12 protein-coding genes are annotated in these 15,811 nt (G+C 74.5%); 5 read left to right on the top strand and 7 right to left on the bottom strand.

The window, feature by feature from the left end; all coding sequences use genetic code 11:
- Positions 1-2 precede the first annotated feature (2 nt).
- A complete protein-coding gene (locus tag FB00_RS03320) occupies positions 3-506 on the bottom strand; it encodes a MarR family winged helix-turn-helix transcriptional regulator (protein ID WP_047231423.1) in 504 nt (167 codons plus the stop codon).
- A gap of 89 nt (positions 507-595) precedes the next feature.
- On the opposite strand from FB00_RS03320, the gene FB00_RS03315 reads away from it, so the two are divergent.
- Positions 596-805 (top strand): hypothetical protein, encoded by a 210-nt coding sequence (locus FB00_RS03315; RefSeq protein WP_047231422.1) that lies wholly within the window; start codon positions 596-598, stop codon positions 803-805.
- Positions 806-894: 89 nt separating this feature from the next.
- Here FB00_RS03315 and FB00_RS03310 read toward each other — a convergent pair whose 3' ends face one another.
- The gene (locus FB00_RS03310) at positions 895-1,977 is read right to left on the bottom strand and encodes a Gfo/Idh/MocA family protein (protein ID WP_082140934.1); all 1,083 of its coding nucleotides are present in this window, start codon (positions 1,975-1,977) and stop codon (positions 895-897) included.
- 136 nt (positions 1,978-2,113) lie between these two features.
- Between FB00_RS03310 and FB00_RS03305 the strand changes: the two genes are divergently transcribed.
- Positions 2,114-2,983: an ABC transporter ATP-binding protein gene (locus FB00_RS03305; protein ID WP_047231626.1), complete on the top strand. Its 870-nt coding sequence runs from the start codon at positions 2,114-2,116 to the stop codon at positions 2,981-2,983.
- The gene (locus FB00_RS03300; protein ID WP_047231421.1) at positions 2,980-5,649 is read left to right on the top strand and encodes an ABC transporter permease; all 2,670 of its coding nucleotides are present in this window, start codon (positions 2,980-2,982) and stop codon (positions 5,647-5,649) included. Before FB00_RS03305 ends, FB00_RS03300 begins: the two co-directional genes overlap by 4 nt.
- Positions 5,650-5,713: 64 nt before the next feature.
- Here FB00_RS03300 and FB00_RS03295 read toward each other — a convergent pair whose 3' ends face one another.
- Both FB00_RS03295 and FB00_RS03290 read right to left on the bottom strand, forming a co-directional pair.
- Positions 5,714-7,075: an MFS transporter gene (locus FB00_RS03295; protein ID WP_052877403.1), complete on the bottom strand. Its 1,362-nt coding sequence runs from the start codon at positions 7,073-7,075 to the stop codon at positions 5,714-5,716.
- A gap of 1 nt (position 7,076) precedes the next feature.
- Positions 7,077-7,622 (bottom strand): MarR family winged helix-turn-helix transcriptional regulator, encoded by a 546-nt coding sequence (locus FB00_RS03290; RefSeq protein ID WP_047231419.1) that lies wholly within the window; start codon positions 7,620-7,622, stop codon positions 7,077-7,079.
- A 220-nt stretch (positions 7,623-7,842) separates the two neighbouring features.
- Between FB00_RS03290 and FB00_RS03285 the strand changes: the two genes are divergently transcribed.
- Entirely contained in the window at positions 7,843-8,988 is a 1,146-nt protein-coding gene (locus FB00_RS03285) for a glycerol dehydrogenase (RefSeq protein WP_047231418.1), read from the top strand.
- Positions 8,989-9,090: 102 nt separating this feature from the next.
- Here FB00_RS03285 and topA read toward each other — a convergent pair whose 3' ends face one another.
- The 3 genes from topA to FB00_RS03265 all read right to left on the bottom strand — a co-directional run bounded on the left by topA (position 9,091) and on the right by FB00_RS03265 (position 14,894).
- Positions 9,091-11,853, bottom strand: coding sequence for a type I DNA topoisomerase (gene topA / locus FB00_RS03280; protein WP_047231417.1), 2,763 nt, complete (start codon positions 11,851-11,853; stop codon positions 9,091-9,093).
- A gap of 168 nt (positions 11,854-12,021) precedes the next feature.
- Positions 12,022-13,116: a phosphatase PAP2 family protein gene (locus FB00_RS03275; RefSeq protein ID WP_082140933.1), complete on the bottom strand. Its 1,095-nt coding sequence runs from the start codon at positions 13,114-13,116 to the stop codon at positions 12,022-12,024.
- Between the two features lie 62 nt (positions 13,117-13,178).
- Positions 13,179-14,894, bottom strand: coding sequence for an ABC transporter substrate-binding protein (locus FB00_RS03265; protein WP_047231416.1), 1,716 nt, complete (start codon positions 14,892-14,894; stop codon positions 13,179-13,181).
- A 136-nt stretch (positions 14,895-15,030) separates the two neighbouring features.
- Here FB00_RS03265 and FB00_RS03260 point away from each other — a divergent pair, with 136 nt between their 5' ends.
- Positions 15,031-15,738 carry a TetR/AcrR family transcriptional regulator gene (locus FB00_RS03260; protein WP_231581686.1) on the top strand — a complete coding sequence of 236 codons (708 nt, stop codon included), beginning with the start codon at positions 15,031-15,033 and terminating at the stop codon, positions 15,736-15,738.
- The last annotated feature ends 73 nt before the right edge of the window (positions 15,739-15,811 follow it).

The raw sequence follows: 15,811 nt of genomic DNA, 5'->3' as shown, positions 1-15,811 counted from the left end.
CGTCAGTAGACGCCCGCGCGCAGCGCGGCGGCGACGACCTTGGACGCCGCGGCGTGCACCTCGGCGAGCTCATCGAGGCTGAGTCCTGTGGCCGCGACGATCGCCGGCGGGACGCGCTCGGCGTCGCGGCGGCGCGCACGTCCCTCGGCGGTGAGGGTCACGCGGACCTGGCGACCGTCGTCGGGCGAGCGCGACCGGCGCACGTACCCGAGCGTCTCGAGCCGCTTGAGCAGGGGCGAGAGCGTGCCGGCGTCGAGGTGCAGGCGCGCGGCGAGGTCGCCGACGGTCGACGTCGTCCCCGCGGCGTCGTCCTGCCAGAGCGCGAGGAGCACGAGGTACTGCGGGTGCGTGATGCCGAGCGGCTCGAGCAGCGGTCGGTACAGCGCCACCATGCCCCGCGCCCCCGCCGAGAGCGCGAAGCAGACCTGCGCCTCGAGCGCGAGGGGGTCGGCGAACAGCGTGCCCGCGCCCCGCACGGCCGTCCTGTCGACCTCGTCACCCGTCATGGCGCCATGGTACCGAGGAGCGCGCTATTCTTGGCACACCAATGATTGGTGCACCAATCATCTGACGAGACCCTGCAGCGGAGGACACCGTGGCGCGGAAGAACGACAGGCGCACGCTCGGCATGCGCATCACCGAGGGGTTCCTCCCGATCTTCGGCCCCGCCCAGGTCGGCCGCCAGGACGCCGACGGGCGCGGCGTCTCCGACGCGGAACGCGAGCGCGACCAGGAGCTCAAGACCCGCTTCGAGCGCGTGACGGGCCCGGACGGCCGCAGCTACGTCGTCGAGCACACCGACTGACCCTTGCCGCGAGATCGACCCGAGCGCTCCCAGATCGACCCTCCGTAGGTCGATCTCGAACGCTCCGGTCGATCTCGCGGCGGACGGGCTCACTCCCCCGGGTAGACGACCCCGATCTGGCGGCGCACCTCGTCGAGCGTCCGCATGACCTCGAGCGTCGAGTCCCACGACATGCGCGGGCTCTGCATCTCGCCCGCGGCGACACGGCGCGCGACCTCGGCCGCCTGGTACTGCTTGCCCTCGCCCGTGAAGCCGTCGTAGTACCAGGACGCGCCGTCGTGCCGGATCACGCGGAACGACGTCGGCGCGTAGAAGTTCCCCTCCACCTCGATGCGCCCCGCCGTGCCCGAGATCACCGCGGCCGTCGCGGTGCGCGACCACAGCGTCGTCGAGAGCGTCGCCTGCGTGTCGCCGTAGCCGAGCACGACGCTCACCTGCCCGTCCACGCCCGTCTCGGTGAGCGAGCCCACCGCGGTGACCGACGACGGCGCGCCCAGCAGGTCGTGCGCGAACGACACCGGGTACACGCCCAGGTCGAGCAGCGCGCCGCCCGCGAGCTCCGGGGCGTAGAGGCGGTGCTCCGGGTCGAACGCGAACCACTGGCCGTGGTCGGCGCTGAGGTTGACCACGTCGCCGATCTCCCCGCGCGCGATCACGCCGCGCAGCGCGGCCACGTGCGGCAGGAACCGCGTCCACATGGCCTCCATGACGAACACGCCGGCCTCGCGCGCGGCGTCGAGCACCTCGACCGCCTCCGCCTCGTTGCGCGTGAACGCCTTCTCGACGAGCACGTGCTTGCCCGCGCGGATCGCGAGCAGCGCGTGCTCGTGGTGGTGCGAGTGCGGCGTCGCGACGTAGACGACGTCGACCTGCGGGTCCTCGACCAGCTCCTGGTAGCCGTGGTGCGTCGTCGGCACGCCGTGCGCGGTCGCGAAGCGCTCGGCGCGCACGCGGTCGCGGGAGCCGACGGACGCGACGCGACCCTGCGTGTGCTGGCGCACGGCCTCCGCGAACGACGACGCGATGCCGCCCGCGCCGAGGATCCCCCAGCGGATCGGGGGTGCGCTGCGCGGGTCGGGGACCGTGCCCGTGACGTCGGCGGACAGGTCGGGGACGGGGTGGACGGCGGGCCGGGCGGACTGCTCGGCGGGCGTCGGGGCGACGGTGCTCATGGGGCCACGCTATCCCGGTGGGATCGCTCCCATACGGCTGGGTCCACGGATCGTCGCACCGCATGGTGCCCGACGACGTCGCATCTCCCCCGCGCGGGTGGTGCGGCGCGCGCCGCGCCGCGCCACGATGGGGACCATGACGTCCCCCGCGCCCCGGACCGACGCGCCGACCGACACCCCGGGCACGCCCGAGGCGCGCGCGAGCGCCCGCGAGCTCGTCAAGGTCTACGGGTCCGGCACGACGGCCGTCCGCGCTCTCGACGGCGTCGACGTCGACTTCGCGCGCGGAAGGCTCACCGCGATCATGGGTCCGTCCGGCTCCGGGAAGTCGACGCTCATGCACTGCCTGGCGGGGCTGGACTCGCCGACGTCCGGCAGCGTCGTGATCGACGGCCAGGAGATCAGCCGCCTCTCGCAGCGCCGGCTCACGGCCCTGCGCCGCACGCGCGTCGGGTTCGTCTTCCAGGCCTACAACCTCGTGCCGACGCTCACCGCGGCGGAGAACATCACGCTGCCGCTCGACATCGCGCGCACGCACGTGGACCGGGCGTGGTTCGACGAGGTCGTCGACTCCGTCGGGCTGCGCGACCGCCTGCACCACCGCCCGTCCGAGCTGTCCGGCGGGCAGCAGCAGCGCGTCGCGTGCGCGCGGGCGCTCGTCTCGCGGCCGTCGATCGTGTTCGCCGACGAGCCGACCGGCAACCTCGACTCCCGCTCCGCGGGCGAGGTGCTCGCGTTCCTGCGGCGGTCCGTCGACGAGCTCGACCAGACCGTCGTCATGGTCACGCACGACCCGCGCGCCGCGTCGTACGCGCACCGCGTCGTGTTCCTCGCCGACGGCCGCCTCGCGGGCGAGCTGCACGACCCGTCGCAGCAGGACATCCTCGACGCGCTCGCGCTCGCGGCGGACGACGACGGCCCGCCGGCCGGCCCGCCCGCCCCGCAGGCAGGCGGATCGTCCGCGGCTCCTGCCGGGCGCCATGCCGCGCCGGTCGACCCGGCATGATCCGCGTCGCGCTGCGGGGCGTGCGCGCGCACGTCGTGCGGTTCGTGCTCTCGGTGCTGGCCGTGACGCTCGGCGTCGCGTTCGTCGTCGGCACGTTCGCGTTCCGGGGCATGCTCTCCTCCACGTTCGACGACATCATCGCGACGACGCTCACCGCCGACGTCTACGTGCGCGGGTCGCAGGAGGTCACCGGGGACGCAGCCGGTCCCGGGGGCGGCGGGGGCGGCGGGAACGGGTTCGCGGGCGACCGCACGCTCGTCCCGGCCGACCTCGCGGCGGACGTCGAGGCGGTCGACGGCGTCGCGCGCGCCGTGCCGGACGTGTCCGGGCCCGTCGTGCTCGTCGCGGCCGACGGGACCGCCGTCGTGACGACGGGCCCGCCCAGCACCGCGTTCTCGGTCGACCCCGAGGACCCCAGCCTCACGCTGCTCGACGGCGCCTGGCCGGCCGCGGGCGAGATCGTGCTCGAGCAGAGCGCGGCGGAGACGGCCGGGCTGACGACGGGCGACGAGACGACGGTCGTGCTGGGCGGCGAGCCGACGCCGGTGACCGTCTCCGGGGTCTTCGGGATCGAGGCCGCCGCGGCGGGCGCGGTGCTCGTCGGGATCGACGGCGAGACCGCCCGCGCGGTGTACGCGCCGGACGGCATGGTGCCGCAGCTCTCGGTCTGGTCGTCGCCGACGTCCGGGGAGGTCGACGAGGACGCGCTCGCGGAGCGCGTCGGCGACGTGCTGCCCGACGGCGCCGAGGCCGTGACGGGAGAGCAGGCGCGCGCCGAGGCGAGCGAGGCCGTCGAGGAGGTGCTCGGGTTCGTCGAGACGTTCCTGCTCGTCTTCGCCGCGATCGCGCTCTTCGTCGGGGCGTTCATCATCGCGAACACGTTCGCCATGTCCGTGCGGGAGCGGCTGCGCGAGCTCGCGCTGCTGCGGGCGCTCGGTGCGTCGCCCGGCCAGGTCTTCAGCTCGGTGCTGGTGCAGGCGCTCGTCGTCGGGCTCGTGGGCGGCGGGATCGGAGTCCTCGCCGGGGCAGGGCTCGTGCGCGTCATCCGGTGGGGGCTCGCCCTCGCCGGCATGGAGTTCTCGGGCCGCGTGCCGCTCGGCGCGCCGCAGGTCGTCGCGGCGGTCGGGCTCGGGGCGGTGGTCAGCGTGCTGGCGGCGGTCCTGCCCGCGCGGCGGGCCGCGGCGATCCCGCCGGTCCAGGCGATGCGCGACGACGTCGCCCCCGACCGCGGGACCGGCGTCCGTGCGGTGGGCGGGATCGTGCTCGTCGCGGCGGGGGCCGGGGTCCTGTGGCTCGCGTCGTCCCTCGGGTCGTCGGTCGCCGACGCCCCGACCGGCTGGGCGTGGGTCGACGACCTGAGCCCGCGCGTGCTGCTCGGCGTCGGCGCGGGGCTCGTGCTCGTCGGCGTGCTCGTCGGGTCCCCGGCCGTCGCGCGGGGCGTGCTCACCGTGCTCGCGTGGCCGCTCGTCGTCGCGCTGCGGCCGCTCGGTCGCCTCGCGCGCGGCAACGTGACGCGCAACCCGCGCCGCACGGCGAGCACCGCGGGCGCGCTGCTCATCGGCATGGCGCTCGTGTCCGTCACCGGCGTCATCGCCGCCTCGACCCAGGCGTCCGTGCGCAGCATCGTCGAGAACGAGGTGCGCGCCGACCTCGTGGTGGACTCCGCGACGCTCGTCGTCCCCGAGGGCGCCGTCGAGGCGGTGGCCGCGACCCCGGGCGCCGCGGTGGTGGACACCGTGCGGCTGGGCCTCGCGTCGGTCGCGACGGTGGGCGGGGGCACCGGGGCGGAGGGCTCCGGCGGCGACGCGGCCGACGACGGCGAGCCGCACGGGACGGACGTGGCCGGCGTGCCCGCGGGCTTCTTCGACACCGCCCTCGACCCCGTGGCGCTCGCGGGAGACCCGACGGCGACGCTCGAGGCGGGGGACGTCGTCGTGCACCGGCGCACCGCGCGCGAGCGCGGGTGGGAGGTGGGCGACACGCTGCGGCTCGGCGAGGGCGCCGCCGCGGTCGAGGCGCGCGTGGGCGCGGTGATCGACAGCCAGCTCGTCGGGACCGGGATCCTCGTGCGCGACGACGTGTTCGACGCCGTCGTGCCCGCCGCGCAGGCGAGCGTCCGGATCGTCTACGTGTCGGCGGCGGAGGGGGCGTCGGCGGCGGAGGTGGAGGACCTGCGCGCGGCGCTGACGACCGCCGTCGAGCCGTTCCTCGTCGTCACGGTGCTCGACCGCGAGGAGACCGCGTCGGCGTTCGCCGACCAGGTGAACCAGGTGCTCGTCATCCTCTACGCACTGCTCGCGCTGTCGATCGTCATCGCGCTGCTCGGCATCGTCAACACGCTCGCCCTGTCGATCATCGAGCGCACCCGCGAGATCGGGCTGCTGCGCGCCGTCGGGCTCGGGCGGCTCCAGCTCGCGGGCGTCATCGCGATCGAGTCGGTGCTGACCGCGGTCTACGGGACGGTGCTGGGCGTCGCGACGGGCATCGGGATCGGCGCCGCGCTGCCCGGCGTGCTCGCCGACGAGGGCCTGAGCACGCTCGCCGTCCCGTGGGGCCAGGTGCTCGCGATCCTCGGCGTCGCCGTGGTGATCGGCCTCGTCGCGAGCGTGTGGCCCGCGATCCGCGCCGCCCGCCTCCCGGTCCTCGACGCGGTCACGGTCGACTGACCGCGCCCCTGCTGTGCATGAGACGGTCGCGCTCCGGGCACCCGGGCGCGACTGCTTCATGAACTCACCGGGTGGGGGACGAGGTGCGGTAGCGGCGGAGAGGAGCGTTGCGCCACGCGACGAGCCCGACGACGGCGCTCGCCGCCAGGCCGCCCACCGCCAGCGCGACCGGGGCGGACGTGAGCGACGCGAGCACCCCGCCGCGGAAGTTGCCGACCTCCGGACCCGCGACTCCGACGACGTGCTCGACCGACGACACGCGACCGCGGAACTCGTCGGGCGTCTCGAGCTGGACGAGCGCGCCGCGGGTCACCACGCTCACCGTGTCGGCGGCTCCCGCCACCGCGAGGCACGCGAGCGCGAGCCACAGCGGCCCCGCGAGGCCGAACGCGGCGAGCGCGACGCCCCACGTCGCGGCCGCGGCGAGCTGGAGCGCGCCCGCCCGCGGCGCCCGGGTCACCGCACCCGAGAACAGCCCGGCCCCGATGCCGCCCACCGCGACGGCGGACAGGAACAGGCCGAGCGTGCGCGGGTCGCCGTCGAACCGGAGCTCGTTGACGAGCGGGAAGAGCGAGATCGGCATCGCGAGCACGGTCGCCGCGACGTCGGTCGCGAACGAACCGCGCAGCGTCGGCTTGCGCCACACGATCCACCACCACCCGCCCGCGGCGGCCCGACGGCGCGGCGCGGGCGCGGCAGCCGGCGCGCCCGTCGCCAGGGCCTCGACCAGGGGTTGCGTCCCCACCGCACGGTCGTCGCCAGGAGCGCCGACGGGGACGACGGCAGCCACGGCGTCGGACGGTGCCGGAGGCGTCGCCGGCGGGCTGCCCGGCGGGAGCGGCGGGAGGCGCACGAGCCCGAGCAGCGCGACGAGCGCCGCCACGGCCTGCAGCCCGTACGCCGCCGAGAGGTCCCAGCGTGCGAGCACCAGACCGGCCAGCGCGGGGCCGACGAGCATCGCGACCTGGAACGCGAGGTTCTGGAGCGCGAGGCCTGCGGCGACCTGGTCGGGAGGGAGCAGGCGGGGCGGCACCGTCCGCCGGGCCGGGGATCCCAGCGCGTTGCACGCGGCGCCGAGGCTCACGAGGCCGAGGAGCACCCACACCGACCCGTTGCCCGCGAGGGCCTGCGCGACGAGCCCCACGGCGGCCAGCACCTGCCCCACCGCGGCGAGCCGCATGATCGTGCGCCGGTCGTGCACGTCGGCGAGGTGACCGCCCACGAGTCCGAGGGTCAGGAGCGGGATGGCCGTGGCGAGGCCGATCGTGCCCGTCCACAACGGGCTGTGCGTGAGCTCCCAGACCTGGAGCAGCACGGCGACGTTGGCGATCTGGAACCCCAGCCCGCCGACGGCGGACCCGGCCCACAGGTCGCGGTACGCGCGGCTGGAGCGCAGGGGGCGGACGTCGAGGACGTGGTCGCGCACCTCAGCGCTCCTCAGGCGGGGCCGCGTCGGGGTCGGGCTCGGTGGGCCCGGCGAGCAGCGGGTAGCCCGCCGCGTCGAGCCGCTCCACGAGGCGGTCCCGCAGCGAGCGGCGCGCGAGGACGCGCTCGAGCTCGACCACGACGGCGCTCAACGCGTGCGGCAGCTCGTCGTCGATCTCGGCGACGGACTCCTCGGTCGCGCGCCACTCCGCCTCCAGGAGCGGGACGAGCGCGCGAGCCTTCTCGGTGAGCGCGACCCGGCGCGTCCGGGCGTCCGGGCCGGGCTCGGTCTCGACCAGACCCTCGCGCCGCATGGCCGTGACGGTCTGGCTCATCGCCGAGTGCGTCCGCCCGAGGGACTCCGCGAGCTCACGGATGGTCAGCGGGCCGGTGTGCGCGAGCCGGATCAGCGGGTAGACGAACCGCGACCTCACGCCCTCGATGCCTCGGTCGGTGTAGACCGTGCCGATCTCGTCGTCGAGGCGCCGCAGCAGCGCGTGCAGGGCGTCCCAGCGCCCGGGCACGGTCGTCGGGTCGATTAATGTCATAGCACTGTTATAATAGCCCTCATACGTTTTCGCGAAGGCTCGCCCGGTGGACCCGTCGCGCTGCCCGCTCGCTGACCAGGCCGGGACCAAGGTCACGCGACCCGGCGTCCCGGTGGTAGTCGCCTGGGTCGCGTGACACGGTGGGGATGGCCGGCGGGCACCGGCCTCGCACGGCTGCGGCGCGCCCGACGGCGACCCACCGACTCCACAGGAGGCCACGATGTCCGAGGTTCCCGTCCGCACGCTCATCAGCCCGTTGCGCTACGTCCAGGCCCGCGGCGCGCTCACGCGGCTCGGCGAGTTCGTCCGCCCGATCGGCACGAAGCCGCTGCTCGTCGCCGACGACGTCGTGTGGGGCATCGTCCAGGACACGGTCGCCGTGTCCTTCCAGGACCAGGACCTCCCCCGCCACCGCACCGGGTTCGGCACGTACGCCACCGCCGCGGAGGTCGACCGGCTCGCGCGCGAGATCGACGAGCTCCAGGCCGACGTGATCGTCGGCATCGGCGGCGGCTCGACCATCGACGCGGTGAAGGCCGCGGGCCACCTGCGCGGCATCCGCTGGGTCTCCGTGCCGACGGTCGCGTCCACCGACGCCCCGTGCTCCGCCCTGTCCGTCATCTACACCGAGGACGGCGCGTTCGAGGAGTACCGGTTCTTCCCGCACAACCCGGACCTCGTGCTCGTCGACACGGGTCTCGTCGCGAACGCTCCCGCGAAGTTCCTCGTCGCCGGCGTCGGCGACGCGCTCGCGACATGGATCGAGGCACGTGCCGTCGCCGAGGCGAACGCGTCGACCATGGCCGGTGGTCTTCCCCTCGTCACGGGCACGGCGCTCGCGCAGCTCTCGTGGGACATCCTGTGGGAGAACGCGCTGCCCGCGATCGACGCCGTCGCGAACCACCTCGTGACGCCCGCCGTCGAGAAGGTCGTCGAGGCGAACACCCTCCTGTCCGGGTTGGGCTTCGAGTCCGGCGGCCTCGCGGCGGCGCACGCCATCCACAACGGCCTCACCGCCGCACCCCAGACGCACGGGCTCACGCACGGCCAGAAGGTGAACATCGGCTCCGTCACACAGCTCGTGCTGGAGGGCGCACCGACCGAGGAGATCGAGGAGTTCGTGCGCTTCACGACGCGGGTCGGGCTGCCGAACACGCTCACCGAGATCGGACTCACCGCCGACGACGTCCAGGACCTCCAGCGTGTCGCGGAGGCCGCCACCGCGGAGGGCGAGACGATCCACGCGATGCCGTTCCCGGTCCGCGTCCCGGAGCTCGTCGACGCCCTCCGCTCCATCGAGGGCTTCTCCCGCCGCGTCCGGGCCGAGGCCGGCCTCCCCGAGCCGGTCAAGCACGCCGCGCACTGACGCGCGCCCCCGGGCCGGAGCCCAGCCGTCGCGGCGGGAGCCCGGCCCGGGGCAGGCCGACCTGGCGGCCCGTCCCCTCGATCAGGTTCAGCGGGAAGGCTGCTACTTCTTGGCGGCGGTCTTCTTCGCGGCGGGCTTGCGCGCCGTCGTGCGCTTCTTGGCCGGGCCCTGGGCGCGCTTCTCGGCGAGCAGCTCGATCGCACGCTCGGGCGTGATCGACTCGGGCGTGACGTCGCGCGGGAGGGTGCGGTTGGTCTCGCCGTCGGTGACGTACGCGCCGAAGCGGCCGTCCTTGACGACGATCGGCTTGCCGCTGTTCGGGTCGTCGCCGAGCTCGCGCAGGGGCGGGGTCGCGGCGCGCTGGCCGCGGCCGCGCTTGGGCTGCTTGTAGAGCTCGATCGCCTCGTCGAGGGTGACGGTGAACATCGACTCCTCGTCGGGCAGCGACCGCGAGTCGGTGCCCTTCTTGAGGTAGGGGCCGTAGCGGCCGTTCTGCGCGGTGATCTCCTCGCCGGACTCGGGGTCGGTCCCGACGACGCGCGGCAGCGACAGCAGGCGCAGCGCGTCGTCGATCGTGATCGCGTCGAGCGTCTGCGTCTTGAGCAGCGACGCCGTGCGCGGCTTGGGCTGCGCGGCCTTGGCCTTCTTCTGCGCGGCGGCGGACAGGCTCGTGTCGATCGGCGGGAGGTCGAGCACCTCGGTGACGTACGGCCCGTAGCGGCCGGCCTTGGCGACGATCTCGTTGCCCGACACGGGGTCGGTGCCGAGCACCTTGCCGTCGTCGGCGCCGGCCGCGAGGAGCTCGCGCGCCTTGGCGACGGTCAGCTCGTCGGGGGCGACGTCGTCGGGCACGGACGCGCGCGGCGGGTTCTCGCCCTCCTTGACGGGGACGGAGAGATCCTCCACGTACGGGCCGTACCGCCCGACCCGGAGCTGGATGCCCTCCCCGATCGGCACCGAGTTGATGCCGCGCGCGTCGATGTCGCCGAGGTTCGCGACGAGGTCGCGCAGGCCCTCGGCGTCCTCGCCCTTCGCGGCGTCGCCGAAGTAGAACTCGGTGAGCCACGCGACACGGTCCCGGCGTCCGGCGGCGATCTCGTCGAGGTCGGCCTCCATGCGCGCGGTGAAGTCGTAGTCGACGAGGCGGTCGAAGTGCTCCTCGAGCAGCCGCACGACGGCGAACGCGAGCCAGCTCGGCACGAGCGCCTGCCCGCGCGAGAGCACGTACCCGCGGTCCTGGATCGTCGAGATCGTCGACGCGTACGTCGACGGCCGTCCGATCCCGAGCTCCTCGAGCGCCTTGACGAGGCTGGCCTCGGTGTACCGGGGCGGCGCGGAGGTGGAGTGCCCGTCGGCGGTGAGGTCGTCGGCGCGCAGGGCGTCGCCCTCGCTCATCTGCGGCAGGCGCGCCTCGTCACCGCCCTTGGCCCCGACCACGGGCGCGTCCTCGGCGTACCGGTCGACGTCCGAGCTCTCCTCGTACGCGGCGAGGAACCCGCGGAACGTGATGACCGTGCCGGACGCGGCGAAGACGGCGTCGCGGCCCGCGACGTCGGCCGCGGCGGACGAGAGGGTCGCACCGAGGCGGACCGAGGCGGTCGACCCCTTGGCGTCGGCCATCTGCGACGCGACGGTGCGCTTCCACACGAGCTCGTAGAGCTTGAACTGGTCGTCGCTCAGCTCGCGCTTGACCTGCGCGGGCGTGCGGAACGAGTCGCCCGCGGGACGGATCGCCTCGTGCGCCTCCTGCGCGCCCTGGTTCTTCGCGGCGTAGACCCGCGGCTTCTCCGGGACGAACTCGGGGCCGTAGAGCTCGGCCGCCTGGCGGCGGGCGGCCGTGGTGGCCTCCGCCGACAGCGACGGCGAGTCCGTACGCATGTAGGTGATGTAGCCGTTCTCGTACAGCGACTGCGCCGTGCGCATCGCCTGGCGCGACGACATGCGCAGCTTGCGGCTCGCCTCCTGCTGGAGGGTCGACGTCGTGAACGGGGCCGCGGGGCGGCGCGTGTACGGCTTGGTGTCGAGCGAGCGCACCGCGAACACGGCGTCCGTGAGGCCGGCCACGACGGCGCGGGCCGTCGCCTCGTCGAGGTGCGCGACGCCGTCGCGCACCGCCGCGGCCTTGAGCTGCCCCCGGTCGTCGAAGTCGCGGCCCGACGCGACGCGCGCGTCGCCGACCTGCACGAGCCGGGCGCCGAACGCCTTCCCGGCGTCGGCGGCGGACGCGTCCGCGTGCTCGAAGGTGCCCGTGACGTCCCAGTACTCGGCGGGGACGAACGCCATGCGCTCGCGCTCGCGCTCGACCACGAGGCGCGTCGCGACCGACTGCACGCGACCGGCCGAGAGCCCCTGGGCGATCTTGCGCCACAGCACCGGCGAGACCTCGTAGCCGTAGAGGCGGTCGAGGATGCGGCGGGTCTCCTGCGCGTCGACGAGGTGCTCGTCGAGGTCGCGCGTGTTCTGCAGGGCCCGCTGGATCGCCTCGCGCGTGATCTCGTGGAACACCATGCGCTTGACGGGGACCTTGGGCTTGAGCGCCTCGAGCAGGTGCCACGCGATGGCCTCGCCCTCGCGGTCCTCGTCGGTCGCGAGGTAGAGCTCGTCGGCGTCCTTGAGCGCGCGCTTGAGCTCGGCGACCTTCTTCTTCTTGTCCGCGTAGACCTCGTAGTACGGGTCGAACCCGTGGTCGACGTCGACGGCGAACTTGCCGTACGGGCCCTTCTTCATGTCCGCGGGCAGCTCGGACGGCTGCGGCAGGTCGCGGATGTGCCCGACGCTCGCCTCGACCTCGTAGTCGTCGCCGAGGTAGCCCTGGATCTTGCGAGCCTTGGCGGGCGACTCGACGATCACGAGCTTGCGTGGCATCCGATCCTGCTTTCGTCCGTGCGTACGTGTCCGTGGCGGGCGCTCCCCGCCCGACGGCGGCCGGGCACCACCCGGGGCGCGCCCGGTGCGTCGTGGTGCCGCGAGGACGACCCTCCGGTCGTCCGCCGTGGCAGCCTACGACGTTACGCCAATCGCGCCAGCCGCACCCTACCGCCGAACCGGACGGGCGTCCGGGCGGGCTGTGGACTGGCGGACGAGGAGCAGGACGGCGAACGCCGCGGCGGTCACCGCGAGCACTCCCGCCACCCCGCCGGCGTACGCGGTGACCTCCTGCGCGGCCGTCGTGTCCCACGTCGCGGGCGTCGCCCGCAGCGCGAGAGCCGCCGCCACACCGGCCGCACCCGCCCCGAGGAGGAGCAGCACGGCCATGACCGTCGAGCCGGGCGAGGCGCCGGCGCCCGGGTCGAGCGCCGACCGCGGCGTGAAGGCGCACACGAGCGCGGCCCACGCCAGGACGACGAGCACCGCGGCGACGACGTCGCTCGGCCGGTGCCACTGCCCGACGAGCGTCGAGACCCCGGTCGCGGCCGTGTACGCACCGCCGAGGACGACCACGAGCGGTCGGGCCGCGCGCGGCACGACGAGCAGCAGGGCTGCGGCGACCGACCCGGCGACCGTGGTGTGGCCGCTGGGCAGCGAGTTCTCCCAGTGCCAGCCGCCGATGAGCTCCTCGCGGCCGAGGAGCGAGTGCTTGACGAGCTGCGTCGTGACGTTCGCCCCGACGACGAGGAACGCCACCTGCACGGCGAGGCCCCAGCGGCGACGCAGGAGCGCGATCCCCATGGCGGCGCCGAGGCCGCCGACGACGAACGCGACCGAGACCGTGTCCAGTACCGGCTTGGCCACCGCCCAGAGCTCGCCCTGGCCGGTGACGGCGCCGTCGAACGCGGCGCGCTCGAGCATCTGCCCGGCGAACGTGTCGACGAAGAACCGCCACACGAGCCAGGCGCACGCGACGGCGAGCGCCGCGACGACGGCGGCGACGACGCGCGACGCGGTGCTCGGGCCGTCCGCCTCGACGGTCGGGAGGGGGCGGGGCGCCGGCTGCGGCGCCGGCGGGTGGGACGCCCCGGGCGGGTACGTGCCGGCCGGCGGGTACGGCGCCGGAGGGGGCGGAGCGGCCGGCGGGTACGGAGCGCCGGAGGGCGTGGGCGGCAGCACCGGCGGCGTCGCCGGGAGCGGTCGCGTTCCCGACCCGCCGCTGGTCGGCAGCGGCCGGGTCGGGGCGTGGTCGGCAGGCATCCCTCCACGGTAGAGGACGCGTGTGTGCGTTCGGGGAAGACGGCGGGAAGAGCCTCCGTGCGCTACTCCCCCGCGCTGGGCACGAGCCGCGTGAGGATGAGCGACGCGGCCGGGCTGGTCGGCTGCGGCGACGCGTACGGGTCGGCGTCCGACGGGAAGCCGGTGTAGGCGACGGTCGAGTACTGGGCGGCCGTCGGCCGGCCGAGGAGCGGGATCGCCGGGACCTGGTCCACGTAGACGTGCTGGATCGTCGCCAGCGCCGCGGCGCGCTCCGCCTCGTCGGTCGAGGACGCGTAGGTCTGGAACGCGGCGTCGGCCGCGGCGTCCTGGAACCGGCCGAAGTTGGCGTCGGCACTGGTGCCGAGAGGGCGCAGGTGCGCACCGTTCATCTGGCTGGAGTACGTGTCCCAGGGCGTCGCTCCGCCGTCGGTCCAGTGCATCGACGCTTGGAAGTCGCCCTTGCCGATCTTGTCGAACCACTCGGCCTCGTCCTGCCCCTCCACGGTCGCGACGATGCCGAGCCGCGCGGCCGCCTCCTTGACCGCCTCGAGCTCCCACATGTAGTCGGTCCACCCGGAGGGGTTCGTCAGCGTGAACGTGACGGGCGTGCCCTCCTCGTCCTGGAGGACGCCGTCCACCAGCTCGTAGCCCGCGTCCTCGAGGATCGCGGTGGCACCGGGGACGTCGACCGCGAGGGCCCGGTCGGCGAGCTCGGGAGCGACGAACGGGTCGCCGGCCGGCAGCGGCAGCCCGGTCGCGCTGCGCAGCGGGGGCCAGACGCCGGAGGTGGCGGAGTTCGAGATGCTCTCGCGGTCGAGCACGGCGTTCAGCGCGCGCCGCACGGCGACGTCGTCGAACGGCGGCACCTGCGTGTTGAGGAAGAGCGCGTCGATCGCCAGACCGGTCGGGGCGAACTGGTGGAGGTGGTCGGGGTCGGCGGCGAGGTAGACCCTCTCGTAGCCAGGGATGTACGCCCAGCCCCACTGCACGTCGCCGCTCACGTACGCCGCCGTGAGCGAGTCGTTGTCCGGGTACGCGACGTACCGCAGCTCGGGGACGGCGAGGGGTCCGCCCCAGTAGTCGTCCCGGGCCGTGAGGGTGACGCCGTCGGGCGCGAACTCCTCCAGGACGTACGGGCCCGTGCCGACGGGATCGACGTTCGGGTCCTCCAGGAGCGTCTGGGCGGGACGGTCGGCCCACACGTGCTCGGGCACGACGAACGTGTTGATCGCCTTCGTGCGGTTGACGTACTGGCCGCTCCCGAACGTCACGACGACGTCCCGCCCCTCGACGCGGACGTCCTCGTACGGGAGGAGGTCGGGGTTCAGCGCGGGGTCGTCCCTGCGGAGCGTGAACGTGAAGGCGACGTCGTCGGGCGTGAGGGGCTCGCCGTCGGACCAGAGCACGCCCTCGCGCACCGTGACCCGCAGCTCCGTGTAACCCGCGTCCCAGGACCAGGCGCTCGCCAGCCACGGGGTCGGGTCCTGGGCGGGGTCGACGAGGTTGACCTGCGCGAGCGGCTCGTAGAGGACGTGCGCGTACCCGAGCTTCTGCGCGGCGGACCCGCTGTCGAAGGGGTTGTTGTCCTCCTCGTCCACCGAGTTGGGCATCCCGATCGTCAGCACGGAGGGGGCCGCCTCGTCCGCGGGCTGCTCGGCCGGCCCCACGAGGCCGCAGGCCGAGGCGACGAGCGCGACGGGGACGGTGAGGGAGGCGACGACGGCCGCGCGACGCACCGCGGCGCGGACGGTACGGCGGGCGGCGGTGCGAGTGGTCACGCGGGGCTCCTCGGCGAGTCCGTGATCTGCGGCGACGCCGGGCGCTCCGTCGCCCTCGACGCCATTCCGGAGGCGATTCAACCACACATTACTTACTCGTCAGTAAGAGATCCTGGGTCACAGTATGGTTACCGTCATGACCGACGCCACCCCCGCGCGGAGCGCCACCGACGCCGCCCCCGCACGGACGCCCCGCCCCCGCCGCACGCGACCGGCGACGCTCGAGCGTCGCGAGGAGATCCTGCGCGCGGCGATGCGCGTGTTCGGGTCCAAGGGCTACCACCAGGGCTCGCTCGCCGAGGTCGCCGAGCAGGTGGGCATCACCCACGCCGGGGTGCTGCACCACTTCGGCTCCAAGGACCGCCTGCTCACCGAGGTGCTGGAGTTCCGGGACCGCGTCGACGTCGAGCACCTCGAGGGGCAGCACATCCCGGGCGGGCTCGACCTCTTCCGGCACCTCGTCAAGACCGCCGCGATCAACGCCGAGCGGCCCGGGATCGTCCAGGCCTACACCGTGCTCACGGGCGAGGCCGTCACCGACGGCCACCCGGCCAGCGCCTGGGTCACCGAGCGCTTCACCGGGCTGCGCGCCGACATCGCGGGCGCGCTGCGCGAGGTGATCGAGGAGCGCCACGCCGCGGGCGACACCGAGACCGACTACGAGCTCACCGACGCCGCGCTCGACCTCGCCGCGTCCACGATCATCGGCGCGATGGACGGGCTCCAGATCCAGTGGCTCCTCGACCCCGACGCCGTGGACCTCGCCGAGTCGACCGCGTTCGCGATCGAGTCGATCCTCGCCTCGACCCTCGCCGGGGCACGGCGACCGCGCCCGCTCGACTGACGGTCGTCGTCGCGCACGGCGTCCGCTCAGGGAACCTCGCCGGGACCAGCGTTCTCCCTCGCGCGACCGGGGC

Source organism: Cellulosimicrobium funkei (assembly GCF_001019615.1).
Taxonomy (GTDB): Bacteria; Actinomycetota; Actinomycetes; order Actinomycetales; family Cellulomonadaceae; genus Cellulosimicrobium; species Cellulosimicrobium cellulans_E.
Note: the sequence above shows the minus strand (reverse complement) of the source record. Positions and strands in the feature narration are given on the sequence as shown.

Bases quoted from the DNA above. Each gene is read 5' to 3' on its own strand.
- FB00_RS03260 (WP_231581686.1), top strand. From the start codon at position 15,031: ATGACCGACGCCACCCCCGCGCGGAGCGCCACCGACGCCGCCCCCGCA.
- FB00_RS03300 (WP_047231421.1), top strand. From the start codon at position 2,980: ATGATCCGCGTCGCGCTGCGGGGCGTGCGCGCGCACGTCGTGCGGTTC.
- topA (WP_047231417.1), bottom strand. From the start codon at position 11,853: ATGCCACGCAAGCTCGTGATCGTCGAGTCGCCCGCCAAGGCTCGCAAG.
- FB00_RS03290 (WP_047231419.1), bottom strand. From the start codon at position 7,622: ATGACATTAATCGACCCGACGACCGTGCCCGGGCGCTGGGACGCCCTG.
- FB00_RS03305 (WP_047231626.1), top strand. From the start codon at position 2,114: ATGACGTCCCCCGCGCCCCGGACCGACGCGCCGACCGACACCCCGGGC.
- FB00_RS03275 (WP_082140933.1), bottom strand. From the start codon at position 13,116: ATGCCTGCCGACCACGCCCCGACCCGGCCGCTGCCGACCAGCGGCGGG.
- FB00_RS03320 (WP_047231423.1), bottom strand. From the start codon at position 506: ATGACGGGTGACGAGGTCGACAGGACGGCCGTGCGGGGCGCGGGCACG.
- FB00_RS03285 (WP_047231418.1), top strand. From the start codon at position 7,843: ATGTCCGAGGTTCCCGTCCGCACGCTCATCAGCCCGTTGCGCTACGTC.
- FB00_RS03310 (WP_082140934.1), bottom strand. From the start codon at position 1,977: ATGAGCACCGTCGCCCCGACGCCCGCCGAGCAGTCCGCCCGGCCCGCC.